At 64.2% G+C, this 18,586-nt stretch carries 15 protein-coding genes and 1 pseudogene; 11 read left to right on the top strand and 5 right to left on the bottom strand.

Annotated elements, in window-relative coordinates:
- Positions 1 to 22: 22 nt before the first annotated feature.
- Positions 23 to 652: an isochorismate family cysteine hydrolase YcaC gene (gene ycaC, locus E2583_RS11780; RefSeq protein ID WP_291595993.1), complete on the bottom strand. Its 630-nt coding sequence runs from the start codon at positions 650 to 652 to the stop codon at positions 23 to 25.
- Positions 653 to 732: 80 nt separating this feature from the next.
- Complete coding sequence (locus E2583_RS11775) at positions 733 to 1,641, bottom strand: pirin family protein (protein WP_291595991.1); 909 nt, start codon at positions 1,639 to 1,641, stop codon at positions 733 to 735.
- A gap of 132 nt (positions 1,642 to 1,773) precedes the next feature.
- Here E2583_RS11775 and E2583_RS11770 point away from each other — a divergent pair, with 132 nt between their 5' ends.
- Positions 1,774 to 2,685: a LysR family transcriptional regulator gene (locus E2583_RS11770; RefSeq protein WP_291595989.1), complete on the top strand. Its 912-nt coding sequence runs from the start codon at positions 1,774 to 1,776 to the stop codon at positions 2,683 to 2,685.
- Between the two features lie 66 nt (positions 2,686 to 2,751).
- Here E2583_RS11770 and E2583_RS11765 read toward each other — a convergent pair whose 3' ends face one another.
- Positions 2,752 to 3,237, bottom strand: coding sequence for a glutathione peroxidase (locus E2583_RS11765; protein ID WP_291595988.1), 486 nt, complete (start codon positions 3,235 to 3,237; stop codon positions 2,752 to 2,754).
- A 266-nt stretch (positions 3,238 to 3,503) separates the two neighbouring features.
- Between E2583_RS11765 and E2583_RS11760 the strand changes: the two genes are divergently transcribed.
- From E2583_RS11760 to E2583_RS11745, 4 genes are all read left to right on the top strand, one after another.
- Complete coding sequence (locus tag E2583_RS11760) at positions 3,504 to 5,978, top strand: transglycosylase domain-containing protein (RefSeq protein WP_291595998.1); 2,475 nt, start codon at positions 3,504 to 3,506, stop codon at positions 5,976 to 5,978.
- 127 nt (positions 5,979 to 6,105) lie between these two features.
- Positions 6,106 to 7,629 carry a sodium/proline symporter PutP gene (gene putP / locus E2583_RS11755; protein WP_291595995.1) on the top strand — a complete coding sequence of 508 codons (1,524 nt, stop codon included), beginning with the start codon at positions 6,106 to 6,108 and terminating at the stop codon, positions 7,627 to 7,629.
- 197 nt (positions 7,630 to 7,826) lie between these two features.
- Positions 7,827 to 8,246: a ribonuclease gene (locus E2583_RS11750; protein WP_291595987.1), complete on the top strand. Its 420-nt coding sequence runs from the start codon at positions 7,827 to 7,829 to the stop codon at positions 8,244 to 8,246.
- Positions 8,247 to 8,388: 142 nt separating this feature from the next.
- Positions 8,389 to 8,814 (top strand): barstar family protein, encoded by a 426-nt coding sequence (locus E2583_RS11745; RefSeq protein WP_291595986.1) that lies wholly within the window; start codon positions 8,389 to 8,391, stop codon positions 8,812 to 8,814.
- Positions 8,815 to 8,880: 66 nt separating this feature from the next.
- Here E2583_RS11745 and E2583_RS11740 read toward each other — a convergent pair whose 3' ends face one another.
- Positions 8,881 to 9,576, bottom strand: coding sequence for a TerC family protein (locus E2583_RS11740; RefSeq protein WP_291595984.1), 696 nt, complete (start codon positions 9,574 to 9,576; stop codon positions 8,881 to 8,883).
- Between the two features lie 279 nt (positions 9,577 to 9,855).
- Here E2583_RS11740 and E2583_RS11735 point away from each other — a divergent pair, with 279 nt between their 5' ends.
- Complete coding sequence (locus E2583_RS11735) at positions 9,856 to 10,548, top strand: response regulator transcription factor (RefSeq protein ID WP_291595982.1); 693 nt, start codon at positions 9,856 to 9,858, stop codon at positions 10,546 to 10,548.
- A gap of 66 nt (positions 10,549 to 10,614) precedes the next feature.
- Complete coding sequence (locus E2583_RS11730) at positions 10,615 to 12,453, top strand: ATP-binding protein (RefSeq protein WP_291595980.1); 1,839 nt, start codon at positions 10,615 to 10,617, stop codon at positions 12,451 to 12,453.
- Positions 12,454 to 12,475: 22 nt separating this feature from the next.
- On the opposite strand, the gene mnmA is transcribed toward E2583_RS11730, so the two are convergent.
- Positions 12,476 to 13,600, bottom strand: a complete 1,125-nt coding sequence (mnmA, locus tag E2583_RS11725; RefSeq protein WP_291595978.1) for a tRNA 2-thiouridine(34) synthase MnmA — start codon at positions 13,598 to 13,600, stop codon at positions 12,476 to 12,478.
- A 53-nt stretch (positions 13,601 to 13,653) separates the two neighbouring features.
- Between mnmA and E2583_RS11720 the strand changes: the two genes are divergently transcribed.
- The 4 genes and pseudogenes from E2583_RS11720 to tcuB all read left to right on the top strand — a co-directional run.
- A complete protein-coding gene (locus tag E2583_RS11720) occupies positions 13,654 to 14,592 on the top strand; it encodes a LysR substrate-binding domain-containing protein (RefSeq protein ID WP_291595975.1) in 939 nt (312 codons plus the stop codon).
- A 314-nt stretch (positions 14,593 to 14,906) separates the two neighbouring features.
- Complete coding sequence (locus tag E2583_RS11715; RefSeq protein WP_291595973.1) at positions 14,907 to 16,292, top strand: gluconate:H+ symporter; 1,386 nt, start codon at positions 14,907 to 14,909, stop codon at positions 16,290 to 16,292.
- Positions 16,293 to 16,585: 293 nt separating this feature from the next.
- On the top strand, positions 16,586 to 18,031 hold the full coding sequence (tcuA, locus tag E2583_RS11710) for an FAD-dependent tricarballylate dehydrogenase TcuA (protein WP_291595971.1): 1,446 nt from the start codon (positions 16,586 to 16,588) through the stop codon (positions 18,029 to 18,031).
- Positions 18,032 to 18,186: 155 nt separating this feature from the next.
- Positions 18,187 to 18,586: pseudogene (gene tcuB, locus E2583_RS11705) on the top strand (tricarballylate utilization protein TcuB); the annotation flags it as partial.

Here is an 18,586-nt window from a genome sequence, read left to right as displayed (position 1 = left end):
CTTGGGTCTGAAACCGCCGCGCTTACTTGCCGGCGGTCAGCGTGGTGTAGCTGTTGATCAGATTGCGATAGTCGGGGATATGGTTGGAGAACAGAGTACCCAGCCCCTCGATGTCGTTGCGCCAGTCGCGATGCAGCTCGCAGGCCGCGCCGAACCAGGTCATGAGCTGAGCGCCGGCCTGTTCCATGCGGCTCCAGGCCGCCTGCGGGGTCATGCTGTTGAAGGTGCCCGAAGCATCGGCAATGACGAATACCTCGAAACCTTCAGCCAGTGCCGACAGCACGGGGAAGGCCACGCAGACCTCGGTCACCACGCCGGCGACGATGAGCTGCTTCTTGCCCGTGGCCTTGACGGCCTTGACGAAGTCCTCGTTGTCCCAGGCATTGATCTGGCCGGGGCGGGCGATATAGGGAGCCGTGGGGAATTTTGCCTTGAGCTCGGGCACCAGCGGGCCGTTGGGGCCGGTCTCGAAGCTGGTGGTCAGAATCGTGGGCAGCTTGAAGTATTCCGCCATGTCGGCCAGGGCCAGCACATTGTTCTTGAACTTGTCGGGGTCGATGTCGCGCACCAGGGACAGCAGACCGGTCTGGTGATCCACCAGCAGCACGGCGGCATTGTCTTTGTCGAGGCGAACGTAAGGCTTCGGGCTCATGGGAATCTCCTTCAAGAGTGGAGCGGGTGAAAGCCGGCGGGCTGGCCCGCCGGTGGGAAAAATCGATACCGGGCAACCGCTCAGGTTGCTGCAACAGGGCGCCCGGCCGCCGGGATGCGGCCGAACTGGCCGCTGCGGAAGTCCTCCAGCGCCTGCTGGATTTCCTCGTCGCTGTTCATGACGAAGGGGCCGTAGCCGACCACGGGTTCGTCAATCGGCTCGCCGGACAGCCACAGCAGCGTGACGTCGCTGTTGGCTTCCAGATGCACGCTGTCGGCCGCGCGGTCCAGGTGCACCAGTTGGCCGGCCCGCGCAATCTCCTGTCCGTTGACCATCAGCGTGCCGTGCAACACCACCAGCGCCAGCGTGTGGCCGGCCCGGGCCTGCAGCTCGGTGGAGGCTCCGGCGTTCAGCCTCACATCCCGGACATCGATGGGCGTGAAGGTTCTTGCCGGGCCGCGATAGGCGCACCCCTTGCTGTCAAGGTAGTCACCGGCGATGACACGCAGATGACCCGCGCCGTCCGGCAGCGCGACCTGCGGGATGTCGGCATTCAGCAGGGTCTGGTAGCCGGGGGCGGACATCTTGTCCCTGGCCGGCAGATTGACCCACAGCTGCACCATCTCCAGCGGGCCGCCGCTCTTGGCAAAGGCTTCGGAGTGGTACTCCTCGTGCAGGATGCCCGAGGCCGCCGTCATCCACTGCACGTCGCCCGGGCCGATGGTGCCGCCGGCCCCCGTGGAGTCGCGGTGGGCCACTTCGCCCTCGTAGACGATGGTCACGGTCTCGAAGCCGCGGTGGGGATGCGTGCCCACGCCGCGCCGTGCCGTGGTGGGCGTGAAGTTCTGGGGGCCTGCGTGATCCAGCAGCAGAAAGGGGCTCAGGGCCTTGCCGTGATCCCCATAGCTGAACAGCGAGCGCACGGGAAAGCCATTGCCCACCCAGTGGGGACGGGGGGCTTCGTAGACACCCAGGATTTTCTTGAGCATGGTGTTTCTCCTTTGCGGCCGGCCTGCAGTCCCTGTGGATGACGCAGACGTTGAACATGGAGAAAGTATGTATTTGGAACGATGACTTGAGTAGTCCACAATATTCAGCATCAGAGTTCCATTTATAAAACGATGAAGCTGCCAGACCTCAACGAGCTCTACTACTTCGCCCAGGTGGTCGAGCATGGTGGATTCGCGCCTGCAGGCCGCGCCCTGGGCCTGCCCAAGTCCAAGCTCAGCCGCCGCGTGGCCCTGCTCGAAGAGCGCCTGGGCGCGCAGTTGCTGCTGCGCTCCACGCGCAGCTTTGCAGTGACCGAGGTGGGCAAGCGCTACTACCAGCACTGCCGCGCCATGCTGACCGAGGCCGAAGCCGCCGAAGAGTCGGTGGCGCTGGTGCATTCCGAGCCCTGCGGCAAGGTGCGCATGAGCTGCCCCGTGGCCCTGCTGGCCTCACGCGTGGGCCGCATGCTGGGCGAATTCATGCGCCAGTACCCGCGTGTGGAGCTGCAGGTGGACGAGACCAACCGGCGCGTGGACGTGATTGGCGAGGGGCTGGATCTGGCCCTGCGCGTGCGCCCGCCGCCGCTGCAGGACAGCGACCTGGTGCTGCGCACGCTGGCCGAGCGCCGGCAATGCCTGGTGGCCGCACCCGAGCTGCTGCAGCGCCTGGGCCCGCCCGGCGGCCCCATGGACCTGTCGGCCTGGCCCAGCCTGGACATGGGCGGCGTGCAGGAAACCCACCGCTGGGTGCTGCACGGCCCCGACGCCGTGCGCGCCGAGGTCAGGCACCAGCCAAGGCTGGTGACCCAGTCCATGCTCGCGCTGCGCGACGCGGCCGTGCTGGGTGTCGGCGTGGTGCAGCTGCCCAATATGTTTGTGCGCGACGAGTTGCGCAGCGGCAGCCTGGTGCAGGTGCTGCCGGGCTGGCAGCCGCGGCCCGAGATCATCCACGCCGTCTATGCCTCGCGCCGCGGGCAGCTGCCTGCCGTGCGCGCCCTGCTCGACCATCTGGCGCAATCCTTCAGGACCTTGTCGGAAGACTGAGCATCAAAACCACCTTCAGCACTTACTGGTAAAGCGCTTTCAGCTATCGGAACGATAACGGCAGCCTCAACCCAGAGCCGCCTGGATATCGTCTGCCAGCTTCTCGGGTTTGTCCTGGGGTGCGTAGCGGCGTATCACCTGTCCGTCGCGGCCCACAAGGAATTTGGTGAAATTCCATTTGATGGACTTGGTGCCCAGCACGCCCGGCGCTTCGGACGTCAGCCAACGGTACAACGGATGCGCACCGTCGCCATTGACCTCGATCTTGTGCATGAGCGGGAAGCTGACGCCGAAGTTCAGCTCGCAAAAGCTCGCGATCTCGTCATCCGAGCCTTTCTCCTGGGCACCGAACTGGTTGCAGGGAAAGCCCAGCACCACCAGGCCCCGGTCCGCATATTGCTCGTGCAGTGCCTGCAATCCCTTGTACTGGGGCGTGAAGCCGCAGGCGCTGGCGGTATTCACGATCAACAACACCTTGCCCTGGTACTGCGACAGACGGACGCTGCGCCCCTGGATGTCGGTGGCTTCAAAGTCATAAACGCTGTTTGCCATGCTGCTCTCCCGCCAATGCGAAGCCGCAAGCTTAAGGCAGTCGGCAACCTGTGTCACAGCCAGAAACAACGCTGCCACAGCAGGTCACGGAGACAATACCGGGGCTGCGACCATAGAAAAACCGATCCCCGCAAGCAGAGCGCCTGTTTTTTGGGCATTCTTCGCAATCTTGCCTTCTTGCGGCCCTTGGCGGGCTGCCTTGCCACGTGCGTTTGTCCTTGAACGAATTGAAAGAAAAATGGGTAGCTCAGGCCACAGCTCTGTGGATGCGCGCTCGCGCCAGCACTGCCGGACAGCGCATTGCGGCCCTGCCCTGGTGGCGTCGCTGGCCGACGCGGCGTGAATGGCTGTGGTTTGCCGCGGCCTTGCCGGTGCTGTTTGTCGTCTATGTGCTGCTGCTGATTCCGTTCACGCCCAGCATCAGCGACATCCGCAAGGCCAAGCTAGAGCAGCCCGCACAGATCCTGAGCGCCGACGGCAAGCTGATCGGCGAGTTCAAGCGCAGCAACCGCCAGTGGGTGCCGCTGGAGCAGATTTCGCCCGCCGTGGTCAAGGCACTCGTGGCCACCGAAGATCACCGCTTCTACGAGCACCACGGCATGGACTTCACGCGCACCGTGGGGTCTGTCATCCATACGCTGGGCGGCAATCCCCAGGGCGGCTCCACCATCACCCAGCAGCTGGCGCGCAATCTCTACCCCACGGAAATCGGCCGCGCCCGCAATCTGAACCGCAAGCTCAAGGAGGCGATCACGGCCTTCAAGATCGAGGCGCTCTACACCAAGGACGAGATTCTCGAAACCTATCTGAACACCGTGCCCTTTCTCTACAACGCCTATGGCATAGAGATGGCGGCGCGCACCTATTTCGACAAGCCTGCGGCCAGGCTCACGGTGCTGGAAAGCGCCACGCTGGTGGGCATGCTCAAGGGCAATGCCTATTACAACCCGGTGATCAACCCCGACCGCGCCATTGCCCGGCGCAACACCGTGCTGAGCCAGATGGTCAAGCGCGGCGAGCTCAAGGACGATGAGTTCGAGCGCCTCAAGAAGCGCCCCATGCGTCTGGACTTCGAGCGCCAGGAGGAACCCACGGGCATGGCGCCGCATTTTTCCCAGCAGTTGCGCAAATGGCTGATCGCTTGGGCCGACAAGCACGACTACAACATCTACACCGACGGCCTGGTGGTGCGCACCACCCTGGATTCGCGTCTGCAGAACTGGGCGCAGCAGGCCGTGAACCGCCAGATGCAAACGCTGCAGGGCATTGCCAACAACAACTGGAGCCACCGCGACGGCTGGAGCGCCGAGAACGCCCTGGTGCTGCAGCTGGTACGCGAGACCGAGGCTTTCCGCAAGCTCGCCAGAAGCGGCAAGCCTTCCGATATCGGCGACGAAGAAGCGCTCAAGAAGCTGCTGGCCGACAAGGCCTTCATGAGGCAGCTGCGCGAGGACAAGACCCGCGTGCAGGCCGGCTTTCTGGCCATGGATCCGCGCACCTCGGCGGTGCTGGCCTGGGTGGGCAGCCGCGACTATGCCCAGGATGCATTCGACCATGTGGCCCAGGCGCGCCGCCAGCCCGGCTCCACCTTCAAGCCCTTTGTCTATGGCGCAGCCCTGCAGCGCGGCGCCAGGCCCGACGACACACGCAAGGACGAAGCCGTGGAAATCCAGCTGCCCGGCGGCGAGGTATGGCGTCCCAGCGATGCCGTCGAGCCCACGGGCGTGCCCATGAAGCTCAGCGATGCGCTGGCCTATTCGAAGAACACCATCACGGCCGAGCTGGGCCAGGAAGTGGGCATGGACCGCGTCATCAAGCTGGCCCGCGCTCTGGGCGTGCGCCAGAGTCCGCTGGAGCCCGTGCCTTCGCTGGCGCTGGGTTCCAGCCCCGTCACGCTGCTGGAGATGGTCAACGCCTACGGCAGCATCGCCAACTCCGGTCGCTACGTTCCGCCCCAGCTGGTCACCCGTATCGAGAATGCCGATGGCGAGCTGCTGGCCGAATTCACCCCGCCCAAGCCCGATCAGGTCTGGGACGAGGAAGAGAACTACGGCCTGCTGGAGATGATGCGCGCCGTGATCGACAAGGGCACGGGCCGCGCGATCCGCAAGCAATACGGCATTCGCGCCGATGTGGCCGGCAAGACCGGCACCACCCAGGGCAATGCGGATGGCTGGTTCATCCTCATGCACCCGCAGATCGTGGCCGGTGCCTGGGCCGGATTCAACGACGCGCGTATCACGCTCAGGAGCGACCAGTGGGGCCAGGGCTCGCGCAGCGCCCTGCCCATGGTGGGCGATTTCATGTCGCGCGCCCTGCGCAGCCCGCTGCTCAATGCCAAGGCCCGGTTCACCGAGCCCAACACCAGCCACTGGTGGAGTGATCTGGTGGGCCGCCTGCGCGACAAGGTTCAGGAATGGAGCGGGCCCGCAGCTGAGGGCAACGATCCCGATCGCACAACGCCGACGACTCCTGCCCATCCAGCCCCCAACAGGAGCAATGGCAGCGAGGTGGACATCATCGAGAGCACGCCCGCAGCGCCGCCCTCGACCGCCGTCCAGCCAGCGCCCGCCGACAGCCGCGCCCAGCCGCCCGATCTGGACAGCAGCCCTGGACTGGCTCCCGGCGAGATAGTGCCCGCTCCGGCCCCGGCCAGGCCCCCTGCGCCCTCCAGCTGGAGCGATATAGGCACGCCGCTGCCGCCAGCGGCACCACTGAATGCGCCGCAGGACAGCCAGTAGCGCAGTTTTCAGCCACATGCCCCACTGGGCTGTCGAATAACTGGTCCAATTGCGCACCGATACCCGCCAGCAGGTCTCCCACCAGGAGGCCGCTGGCGGATCTGTTTTCGCCGGGCATGCAACCCGCATGCCGCCAGCGCTGCGCCGACCCGGAGCCGACATGACCGCCAATACGCCAACCCTCGTCACCTTTGCCATCTACCTGCTGGGCATGCTGCTCATCGGCTGGGCGGGGTACAAAGCCACCTCCAATCTGTCCGATTACATTCTGGGCGGGCGCAGCCTGGGCTCGCTGGTCACGGCCCTGTCTGCCGGGGCATCCGACATGAGCGGCTGGCTGCTCATGGGCCTGCCCGGAGCGGTGTTTGCGACCGGCCTGTCGGCCTCGTGGATTGCCATAGGCCTGTGCGTGGGGGCCTGGCTCAACTGGCGCTTTGTCGCGGCTCGCCTGCGCGTCTATACCGAGAAGGTGGGCAATGCACTGACCCTGCCCGACTACTTCACCAACCGCTTCGAGGATGGCAGCAGCCTTTTGCGCATCGTCACCGCGCTGGTGATTCTGGTGTTCTTCACCGTCTACTGCGCCTCCGGCGTGGTCGCCGGTGCCCGCCTGTTCGAGTCCATGTTCGGCATGGACTACCAGACCGCCCTGTGGGTGGGTGCCGTGGCCACCATGGCCTATGTGTTCATCGGCGGCTTTCTGGCCGTGAGCTGGACCGACACGATCCAGGCCTCGCTGATGATCACCGCGCTGATTCTGGCCCCCCTGATGGTGATCTATGCCGACGGCGGCGTGGGTGCCAGCGCGGCCATCATCGACACCGCCCGCAGCGGCGCCTTCGACATGTTCAAGGGCCAGGGGGCGATTGCCATCCTCTCCTTGCTGGCCTGGGGTCTGGGCTACTTCGGCCAGCCTCACATTCTGGTGCGCTTCATGGCGGCCGAATCGATCAGGACCATTCCCAACGCGCGCCGCATCGGCATGACCTGGATGGTGCTGTGCCTGGGCGGTGCCGTGGCCGTGGGCTTCTTCGGCATTGCGTTCTTTGCCAGCCGCCCCGAGATTGCGGCAAACGTCAATGGCAACCACGAGCTGGTGTTCCTGGAAGTCGCCAAGCTGCTGTTCAATCCCTGGATCAGCGGCGTGCTGCTGGCTGCCGTGCTGGCTGCCGTGATGAGCACCCTGTCCTGCCAGTTGCTGGTCTGCTCCAGCGCCCTCACGCAAGATATCTACAAGACCTTTTTGCACAAAAACGCCAGCCAGAAGCAGCTGGTCTGGTTCGGCCGCGCCATGGTGTTTGCCATTGCCGTGATCGCCATCCTGATTGCGCAGGACCCCAAGGCCAAGGTACTGGGCATGGTCAGCAATGCCTGGGCCGGCTTCGGCGCCGCCTTCGGCCCGCTGGTGCTGATCTCGCTGCTCTGGGGCCGCATGACCCGCAACGGAGCCCTGGCCGGCATGGTGGTGGGCGCGGTCACGGTGCTGGTCTGGCAGCACTACCAATGGTTCAGCCTCTATGAAATCGTTCCCGGGTTTGCGTTATCGGCTATCGCCATCGTTGTGGTCAGCCTGCTGGACCGAGCGCCCTCGGCCACGATCGCAGCCAAGCACCGCGAGGTGGAAGCCGAAATCGCCGCCCACGGCGAATAGGCGCGCTCACTGCGGCGAAAGCCCTGCCAGGCCATGCCGGCAGGGTTTTTTTATGGCGAAAAAGCCACCGCAAGCCAACGGACAGCAGCCCTGAGAGCTGCACAAAAAATAGGCGCAACTTGCATTTTCAGGGCCTATCCGTCACACTTGCGGGTCGAAATTTCAGGCATTACCTGAGATTCTGAAAGGTTTAGTGAATGCTCAAGGCCGCTGCAGCCAAGGTATATCAGACGGGTTTGGCGTTGATGTTGGGTGCCGCTTTTGCGCTGGCATCCCCTGCGGCTTTGGCGCGCAAAGCGCCCGAAGCCGGTGTCAGCGTTTCCGGCTTTGAAACGGTCAACCTGGCCGACCTGCCTCGTGAAGGCCGCACCACCTATGCCCGCATCCTGCAAGGCGGGCCGTTTCCCAACGACAAGGACGGCACGGTTTTCGGCAACCGTGAGCGCATACTACCGCGCCAGGCCAGAGGCTATTACCGTGAATATACCGTGCGCACGCCAGGCGCGAAAAACCGGGGTGCGCGGCGCATCGTCTGCGGTGGCTTGCAGCCCCAGGAGCCCGATGCCTGCTTCTACACGGGTGACCACTACAACAGCTTTCAGCAGATCGTCCAATGACCTCCGAAGACGCTCTGCAGGCCCGCCATACAGCGGCTCTTGACCTTTTAAATTCCGCAGCGGCGGTTTGCGCAGATAGCCTACAGCGCTGTCAGTACCGCCTCTGCCACCAGTTTTGATGTTTTTAGAAAGAATCACGGAGATGGACACGCCACTTCGTAAGCCCTCGGAAACACCGTTGCGCAATGTTCGGCCGAACATCGTGCAATCCATTCGCGCCTTTCGCATTCCTGATCTTCAGGCTGCAGCAGAAGCGCTGGGCTCCCATTTCCTCTATGCCAATCTGGCCCATGCCCAGACCAAGGCCGATGTCTTCGAGCTGCTGTCCACCCAGTTCTTCCTGCCGGCGCACTTTGGCAAGAACTGGGATGCGCTGTATGACTGCATGACCGAGCCGATCAACAAATCGGGCCCCCAGCCCGGTTTCGTGGTGGTGCTCGACCAGATTCCGACCACGCCGAAGTTCGACAAGGAGGTGCGCGAGCAGCTGCTGGATGTGTTCCGCGACACCGCAGACTTCTGGGCCGAGCGCAAGATCCCGTTTCGCTGCTTCTACTCCTTCCTGTAGGCAGACCCGCTCGCCGTGCACGCAACGCCCGCTTGAACGCGGGCGTTTTGCTTTCATCGAAAGGGCTCAGGCGGTTCGCCCCGGAGCGTCGGCCTTGCCCGGCTGCATCCATCTGCCCACGGCAATCACCAGCACGGCACCGCAGGCGGCCGCCGTGTAATGCGCCCAGGGATGGGTCAGCACAAATGCTTCGAGCACATGGTCGCTGGTGATGGTTTCACCGGCCACCCAGCCAATCAGCGCAGCCCCCAGGGTGACGATGACCGGAAAGCGCTCCATCAGCCTGATCATCAACGTGGAGCCGAAGATAACCAGTGGAATGCTGATGGCCAGGCCCAGTATCAGCAGCAGCATATTTCCGCCCGCTGCCGCCGCCACGGCAATCACATTGTCCAGGCTCATGACCAAGTCGGCGAGCAAAATGGTGCGAACGGCAGCCATCATGCCCTGCCTGGCCACGCTGCCGGAGTCCTCTGCCTCATCCTCCCCCTTGAGCAGGCCCACGCCGATCCACAGCAGCAGCAGGCCGCCGATCACCTCCACGAACGGCAGCTGCATCAGCTTGGCCGCAACCACCGTCAAGGCAATGCGCAGCACCACGGCGGCACCCGAGCCCAGCATGACCGCTTTTTTCTGCTGCGCCGGGGGCAGGCTGCGTGCGGCCAGAGCGATGACTACCGCGTTGTCACCCGAGAGAATGATGTTGATCCAGACGATCTTGAACAAGCCGATCCAGAAATCGGCACCGAGCATGACATCCATGGAGAGATATTCCTGAGTTTCCTGCGCCTGGCAAGCCGAGAGCACAGATGCCCGGCGCTTCAGGGTCGGGCATGATCCATGCCGCAAAGTTTAGCCAACCACCTCTGACCGCCGCTGTCGGGGTATTGCCTCTGGCGTCATGGGAATTGCGGCCCCTGAGCCCGGCAGCACCGGGCGAACAAGGGGCTGCACGCCTCCCAAATTACCTGTTTTCAGTGATAGGCAAAACCGTTGATCTCGGTAACAGTAAGACACAGAACCAGCGATAGCTCAGACACCATGGCCGAGACATTCTCCCTACCCGCCGAATCCATCCTCCCCAGTCCCTTGATCGTGGTGGAGGATGAGCCGCTGATTCGCAATCGGCTGGAAAGCATTTTGCGCGGTCTCGGGTATGCAGATGATGCGCTCATTTTTGCGGGAACCCTGCGGCAGGCGCGGGCGCAGCTGGCGGAGCATCCCGTGGCCATGGCGCTGGTGGACCTGGGACTTCCGGACGGCAGCGGCATCGACCTGATCGGCCAGCTGCGTGCCGCGGATCCCGGCATGGGCATTCTGGTCATCTCCGCCTGGAGCACCGAAGACGCCATTCTTTCGGCGCTGCGCGCCGGGGCCAACGGCTATGTGCTCAAGGAGCGGGACGACCTGGAAGTCACGCTGTCCATCCGCAGCGTGCTGCGCGGCGGCGCCCCCATCGACCCGTTCATTGCACGGCGCATCATTGCCGAGCTGCAGCCGGCCCAGCCCACGGAAGCGCACAAGGCGATGCCCCCCGAGGCCTTGCTCAGCGCCCGCGAGATCCAGATCCTCAAGCTGGTGGCCGATGGCATGACCAACCGGGAGATCGCAGAGTCGCTCTTTCTCTCGCGCTACACGGTGGAATGCCATGTGAAAAACATCTACCGCAAGCTGGCCGTGCCTTCCCGCACCAAGGCGGTCAGCGAGGCCCGTGCACGCGGTTTGCTGATCTGAATGCCCGAGCGGACGGCTCTCATGCTCCGCCTGATATTTGCGCTCATCCTGGGATGGAGCTGCAGCATGGCCTGGACACAGGAGGCCAAGCCTCAAGACCTGCGCTGCGAGCCCCGCATCGTGGCCCGCCAATCGGCCAAGGCCTTTCCCGAAGGGCCTCCGCCCGATGCAGCCCTGCTGCAGTGGGTGGACGTGCCGCCGCTGGACGACTGGAGCCAGCGCTGGCCCGGCTATGACGGCGCCGCCTGGTACCGCATCGACTGGGAGAGCCCCTGCGGACGCGACCAGCCCGTGGCTCTGGCCATCGTCAATATGGTGATGGCAGGGGAGGTGTTCGTGAATTCGGAGCTGATCTGGCGCGATCAGTCGCTGGTGGAGCCGCTGAGCCGCAGCTGGAACATGCCGCGCTACTGGCTGCTCCCCAGGGCCCTGCTCAAGGAGCAGGGCAATAGCATCTGGGTGCGCATCCACGGCATCAGCTCCCAGACGCCGGGCCTGGGACGGCTGCGCATCGGAAACCCCGCCGAGCTCGAGCCATGGACGGCACAGGCCACCTGGAGCCTGCGCACCATCTATGTGGTCTGCATCACGGTCAGTATGGTGCTGTGCCTGCTGTTTGCATTTGCCTGGCTTCACCATCGCCATCAGAAACTCTATGGCTGGTACGCACTCAATCTGCTGTGCTGGGCCCTGCTGCTGTGCTTTATCGTCATGACGGAACCCTGGCCCTTTGCCAGCACGCAGGCCTTCGCTCGATGGAATTTGCTGATTTTCATCGCCTTTGCCTACACTTTCTGCATTTTTGCGCTGCGTTTTGCCGAGTTGAGCCTGAAAAAACTGGAGCGCATGCTGACCGGCCTGTGCAGCCTGTGCGCCGTGTTCGCCCTGACCGTGCCCGAGGCACAGATGGCGCTGAGCCAGGCCATCTGGCTGCTGATGTTCTGTCTTTGCGCTCTGGTCTGCCTGCTGTTTCCGCTGCGTGCGCTGCAGACGCGCACGCCGGCCCACATCATTTTCAGTCTCTGCTTCGTGCTCTACCTGGCCATCGGCGTCCACGACCTGCTGCTGCTGACCAAGGCCCTGGATCACAATCTGACGCTGATTCCCTACACCACCTTGATGAGCATGCTGGTGATCGCCTGGTTGCTGGGGCGACAGATCGTCAAGAACATGCGCCACATCGAGCGCTTCAATCACGAGCTCAGCCTCACGGTCGCCCAGGCCTGCGATGACCTGAGCCAGACTCTGGAGAGAGAGCATCACCTGGCTCTGAGCCACTCTCGCCTGCAGGAGCGGCTGCGCATCTCCCAGGATCTGCACGATGGGCTGGGAGGCTCCCTCGTGCGCTCCATCGCACTGGTGGAACAAAGCAGCGCCCCTCTGCCCAACGCCCAGGTGCTGTCCATGCTCAAGCTCATGCGTGACGACCTGCGCCAGATGATTGACGCCGGAGCCAGCGCCGCCATCCAGGTTCCCGAAACCCCGACGCAATGGCTGGCACCGTTGCGCCACCGCTTTGCACGCCTGTTCGAGGAGCTGGATATCGGCGTGAAATGGATCATGCCCCCGCACTGGGACCATGCGCCCAGTCCCATCCAATGCCTGGCGCTGACCCGTGTGCTCGAAGAAGCCCTGACCAATGTCGTCAAGCACAGCCATGCGCACAATGTGCTGGTCGAGATGAGCCTGGAGCGCTCATGCGAGCTGCTTCTCAGGATCAGCGACGACGGCATCGGCTTCGATGTGCATACCGTGCAGACCCACAGCATGGGCGTGGGCATGCGCAGCATGCTGGCGCGGCTGGAGCGCCTGCACGGAAGCCTGCAGCTTCAATCGCGCCCTGGTCTCACCACGCTGACGGCCATCATGGCGCTGGGGATAGCGCCCGCAGCTTCGGCCCAGTGAACAACCGCAGCGCTGGCCGAGCTCAGGCGGCGGGATCGACCTGCGCAATGATGCCGCCACCCAGGCAGACATCGCCGTCGTAGAGCACGGCGGACTGACCCGGCGTGACGGCCCACTGCGCTTCGGGGAAGTCCAGACGGAAGCCCGCCTCGGATGCCTGGGAAATCAGCGCCGGAGAATCCGGCTGGCGGTAGCGGGTCTTGGAGCCATAGGCCTTGCCCTCGGCCGGTGCATGGCCGGCCACCCAGCTGACCTGATCGGCCAGCAGCGCATGCGACAGCAGCAGCGGATGGTCATGTCCCTGCACCACGCGCAGAATGTTCCTGTCCAACTCCTTGCGCGCCACAAACCAGGGCGCATGGTCGCCCGCGCCACGGGCGGCGCCCTTTTCCTTCACGCCGCCGATGCCCAGCCCCGAGCGCTGTCCCAGGGTGTAGAACGACAAGCCCACATGCTTGCCCAGCTTTCGATTGCGGTCGTCCAGGATCAGCCCCGGCTCCTTGCTGATATAGCGGTTCAGAAAGTCGCGGAACGGACGCTCGCCGATGAAGCAGATGCCGGTCGAGTCCTTCTTCTTCGCGTTGGGCAGGCCGATCTCCTCGGCAATGCGGCGCACCTCGGTCTTGTGCAGCTCGCCCACGGGAAACATGGCCTTGGACAACTGGGCCTGGTTCAGCCGATGCAGGAAATAGCTCTGGTCCTTGCTGTTATCCAGGCCTTTGAGCAGCTCGAACAGCTGGGTGGACGGATTCTGGCGCACACGTGCGTAGTGGCCGGTGGCTATCTTCTCGGCGCCCAGACGCATGGCATGGTCGAGGAAGGCCTTGAACTTGATCTCCGCATTGCACAACACGTCCGGATTGGGCGTGCGACCGGCCTGGTACTCGCGCAGGAACTCGGCAAACACCCGATCCTTGTAGTCGGCGGCGAAGTTCACGTGCTCGATCTCGATGCCGATCACGTCGGCCACGGCCGCCGCATCGACGAAATCGATATTCGACGAGCAGTATTCGCTGTCGTCGTCATCCTCCCAGTTCTTCATGAAGATGCCGACGACCTCGTGGCCCTGCTGTTTGAGAAGATAGGCGGTGACGGCGGAATCCACACCGCCCGACAAACCCACCACGACACGCTGCTTGTTGCTCATAGGTATGCGATTATCCCAGCGCCCGTCAACTGCTGCGGGCGTGAGGATTTGCCATGGAACTGCGCCAGCTGCGCTACTTTGTACGAATTGTTGAACTGGGCTCCATGAGCCGGGCAGCGCTGGATCTGGACATGGTGCAGTCGGCTCTGAGCCAGCAGATCAGCCGCCTGGAGTCCGAACTCTCGACCCGGCTGCTGCAGCGCACACCGCGCGGCGTCATCCCTACCGAAGCCGGCCAGGCCTTTTTCCACCAGGCCCAGCTCACCCTGCGCCATGCCCAGCAGGCCATTCACGCGGCCCAGCAGGCGCGGCTGTCGGGCGCCGTCAGCATGGGCCTGTCGCCCACGATTGCGAATGTGCTGGGCCTGCCGCTGATGCGCGCCATGCGCGAGCGCTACCCCGAGGTGCGCCTGCACATTGTGTCCGCGCTGTCAGGACATCTGACGAGTCTTCTCAACGCCAGGCAGCTGGACCTTGCCATTCTTTTTGATACGCAGAATGCGCGGCGCTGGAGCGTGATGCCGCTGCTCGAAGAGCAGCTGTTTCTGATCCAGTCGCGCCAGCAGCCGGTGGCACCGCACATCCAGCATGCCTCGCCCATCAGCCTGGAGCAACTGCAGCAGGTGCCGCTGATCCTGCCCTCGGGCAGCCACGGCTTGCGCAGCTCCATCATGGCCTCGTTCACCAGCGCCGGTTTCCAGTCGCAGATGGCCATGGAAATCGACTCGCTGACCCTGCTGATGGAAGCGGTCGCGGCCGGCATGGGGGCCACGGTCCAACCCTGGTCGGCCGTGGGCATGTACCGCGATGCGGCCGAGCGTTTTCAGTGGTCCCAGATCGCCGACGACTCGGTGCGGCGCAAGGCCGCGCTGTGCAGCCTGTCCGACGATGAGCTGTCGCCCGCAGCCCTGGCGGCACGTGTGGTGCTGACGGACTGCGCCCGCCAGCTGGTGCATTCCGGGGTCTGGCGAGGCGCGTCGCTGACGGACTGAGTCCGCGAAGCGATAGGCCGGCCTGCCGAGGGCGGCACCAGGAAATCAGGGTGCAGCAGGAAAAAGCCAGGCACGAGCTTACGTAATTTCCACAGCAACTTTGTTGCCATGTAAAGCTCATACCTGGTGGCAAACCTAGATCTTCATTACAACATTGCTGTTGCGCCCCCTGGGCCGCATCTCGACATCCATCTTGCATCACGCCGACGGCGCCAGCCTACAGCGGGTGCGAGTGCGCTTTTTTAATATGAGCCTTGCCTCGTGCTGGATGTGAAGTGCGCTTCAGGACAGCCAGCCAAAACCAAGGTTCATTTATGACATCTCTCGATATTCAGTTGCTGCTGACCGCCCTGGTCAGCGTGCTGGTGCTGGTCGCCTTGATCGTTTCACGCATCAAGCTGCACCCGCTGCTGGCCCTGCTCATCGTCTCGGTAGGCGTCGGCTTTGCCACCGGCATGGATCCGGAAACCATCGTCAAGCAGCTGACCAATGGCGCCGGCAAAACGCTGGGCGCCGTAGGCGTCGTGATCGCGCTCGGCGCCATGCTGGGCAAGATCCTGGCCGATGCAGGTATCACCGAGCAGATCGCCGAAGCCATTCTCAGGCACTCCTCCGATCGCATGATCCCCTGGGCCATGACCCTGGTGGCCTTTATCGTCGGCATCCCCATGTTCTTCGAGGTCGGCCTGGTGGTCATGCTGCCGCTGATCTTCAGCGTGGCGCGCAAGCTGGAAGGCCAGGCCCGATTCAAGGGCTCGGCCTATGTCTACGTCGGCGTGCCCGTGATCTCGGCACTGGCGGCCATGCACGGCATGGTTCCGCCCCATCCCGGCCCCCTGACCGCCATCGCCACCCTCAAGACCACGGTCGGCCCGACCATGCTGTACGGCTTTCTGGCCGCCATTCCGGCCATGGTTCTCGGCGGCCCGCTGTATGGCGCCTTCATCGCCCCGCGCATGCGCACCAAGCCCGACCAGGCCTTGCTGGACCAGTTCACCCTCACCGAGAAAGCCACGGCCGTGCAGCAGCCCAGCATCGCCCTGGGCGTGCTGGCGGCCCTGCTGCCCGCCATCCTGATGCTGATCCACGCCGTCGCCGAGATGCTGCTGCCCAAGGATGCGGCAGCCATGCAGGTGGCCAGCTTCCTGGGCAATCCCCTGATCGCCATGCTGCTGGGCGTGCTGTTCGCCATCGTGGCCCTGGTGATGGCCCGTGGCGGCGATACCGAAAAGCTGCGCGATGCGCTGGGCAAGAGCCTCAAGCCGATTGCCTCCATCATCATGATCATTGCCGGCGGCGGTGCCTTCCAGCAGATGCTGACCAGCGCCAAGGTCGGTGATGCCATCGTCCATCTGACCCAGCAGTTCGCCTTCCCGCCGCTGATCCTGGGCTGGCTGATCGCCATGCTGCTGTCCGTTTCCACGGGATCGGCCACCGTGGGCATCGTGGGCGCTGCCGGCCTGCTGGCGCCGCTGGCGGGGGCCGACCCCAGCCTGAACCTGCCCCTGTTGGCCCTGTCCATCGGCTGCGGCTCGCTGTTCTTCAACTATGCCAACCACGCCGGCTTCTGGATGGTCAAGGAGTCCTTCGGCATGACCATGGGCGAAGCCACCAAGACCATCTCGGTCGTGCAGTCCATCGTGGCCGTGGTGGGCCTGGTCATGGTGCTGCTCTTCAACGCGCTCGTCACCGTGCATTGAGGCTGGCCGTCCAGGCCACACCGGGGCCGCAGCGCAGCGGCCCTGGTGCCTGCCGCCGGGGCTGCAGCCTGTGGCGCATGGCCGCATCGCGCCGGCTCTCGTCTGCGGCACAACCACTCCATCACGATTGGTGATACCCCCATCCCCTCGGCCCGCTGCACGGGTGAGGCGGTGCTCACTACAGTGGCGTTCAACTCCAATCTGACCCTGTCAACCGCGCTCCGGCAGCGGAAATGACAGAGGACATCCACCCACGTTGAACCGCTGCAGGCATCGCCCCGTGGCAGCCCATCATGAAAACTGAAGCCTTTGACACCGATGTACTCGTCATCGGTGGTGGCAATGCCGCCCTCTGCGCCGCGCTGATGGCGCGCGAAGCCGGCAGCCGCGTGCTGCTGCTTGAATCCGCTCCGCGCGCCTGGCGCGGCGGCAACTCCGGCCACACCCGCAATCTGCGCTGCATGCACGACGCTCCCCAGGACGTGCTGGTCGAGGCCTATCCCGAAGAAGAGTACTGGCAGGACTTGCTCAAGGTCACGGGCGGCATCACCAACGAGCATCTGGCGCGCATGGTGATCCGGGCCTCCTCGACCTGCCGCAACTGGATGCGCAGGCATGGGGTGCACTTCCAGCCGCCGCTGTCGGGCGCGCTGCATGTGGCGCGCACCAATGCCTTCTTCATGGGCGGCGGCAAGGCGCTGGTGAACGCCTATTTCCGCAGCGCCGAAAAGCTGGGCGTGGAAATCCGCTACGAGTCGCCCGTGGACAAGCTCGAAATCGAGAACGGCCGGTTCCAGGCTGCCTGGGTCAAGACCAAGGATGGGAGCCAGCGCATCACGGCCAAAAGCTGCGTGCTGGCGGCGGGCGGCTTCGAGTCCAACCGCGAATGGCTGCGCGAGGCCTGGGGCCAGAACGAGCGCGGCGAATGGCCGGCAGACAACTTCATCATCCGCGGCACGGCCTTCAACCAGGGCGTGCTGCTCAAGCACATGCTGCAAGAGCAGCACGCCGACGGCCTGGGCGATCCCACGCAGGCGCACATGGTGGCCATCGATGCCCGCGCTCCGCTGTACGACGGCGGCATCTGCACACGTATCGACTGCGTCTCGCTGGGCGTGGTGGTGAACCGCGATGCCCAGCGCTTTTATGACGAGGGCGAGGACTTCTGGCCCAAGCGCTATGCAATCTGGGGCCGCCTGGTGGCCCAGCAGCCCGGCCAGATCGCCTACTCCATCATCGACAGCAAGGCCATAGGCCGCTTCATGCCGCCGGTGTTCCCCGGCGTGAAGGCCGACTCCCTGCCTGAGCTGGCGCAGAAGCTGGGTCTGGACGTGGACACCTTCATGGCTACCCTCGACGCCTACAACCGCAGCTGCAAGGTCGGCCATTTCGACCATACCGCACTGGACGACTGCCACACCGAAGGCCTGGCTCCGGCCAAGACGCACTGGGCTCGCCCGCTCGACACCGGCCCCTACTACGGCTATGCGCTGCGCCCCGGCGTGACCTTCACCTATCTGGGCCTGAAGGTGGACGACACGGCCGCCGTGCGCTTCAAGGATCAACCCAGCCAGAACCTGTTCGTGGCCGGCGAGATGATGGCCGGCAACGTGCTGGGCAAGGGCTACACCGCCGGTGTGGGTATGTCGATCGGCACGGCCTTTGGCCGTATCGCCGGACGCAATGCGGCTCTCGCGGCCGCCGGCAAACCCGCTATCCATGGCGCCGTAAAGGACTGAAATGACACACCCCCTGAGCGGCTTCGCCGCTTCCCCCTCCCTCTTTGGGAGGGGGACAACGCCCTCGCGGCGGGGCGGCCCTTGCTCGGCGTCTCTGACTTGGAGCACGCCAGTTTCAAGTGATGCGAATCACGCCCAACGTCATTGATACTGACATGCAAACCCTGAAATCCCTGCAAGAACTGGGCAAGCAAGCCCAGACCCTGGCCACCGGCAAGGTGATTCCCATCCTCCCCGCCCCAACGGAAACCGCTGCCGAAAGCGAAGTGGCGCGCGTGATGCAGATCTGCAATGCCTGTCGCTACTGCGAAGGTTTCTGTGCCGTGTTCCCGGCCATGACGCGCCGTCTGGAGTTCGGCAAGGCCGATGTGCACTACCTGGCCAACCTCTGCCACAACTGCGGCGCCTGCCTGCACGCCTGCCAGTACGCACCGCCGCACGAATTCGGCATCAACATCCCCAAGGCCATGGCCGAAGTGCGCGGCCAGACCTATGCCGACTATGCCTGGCCGCCCGCCATGGGCAAGCTGTACCAGAAGAACGGCCTGACCCTGT

It is taken from the genome of Comamonas sp. (genome assembly GCF_009360615.1).
Taxonomy (GTDB): domain Bacteria; phylum Pseudomonadota; class Gammaproteobacteria; order Burkholderiales; family Burkholderiaceae_C; genus Comamonas.
The sequence above is the reverse complement of the archived record's forward strand: the minus strand, read 5'-3'. Positions and strand labels throughout refer to the sequence as shown.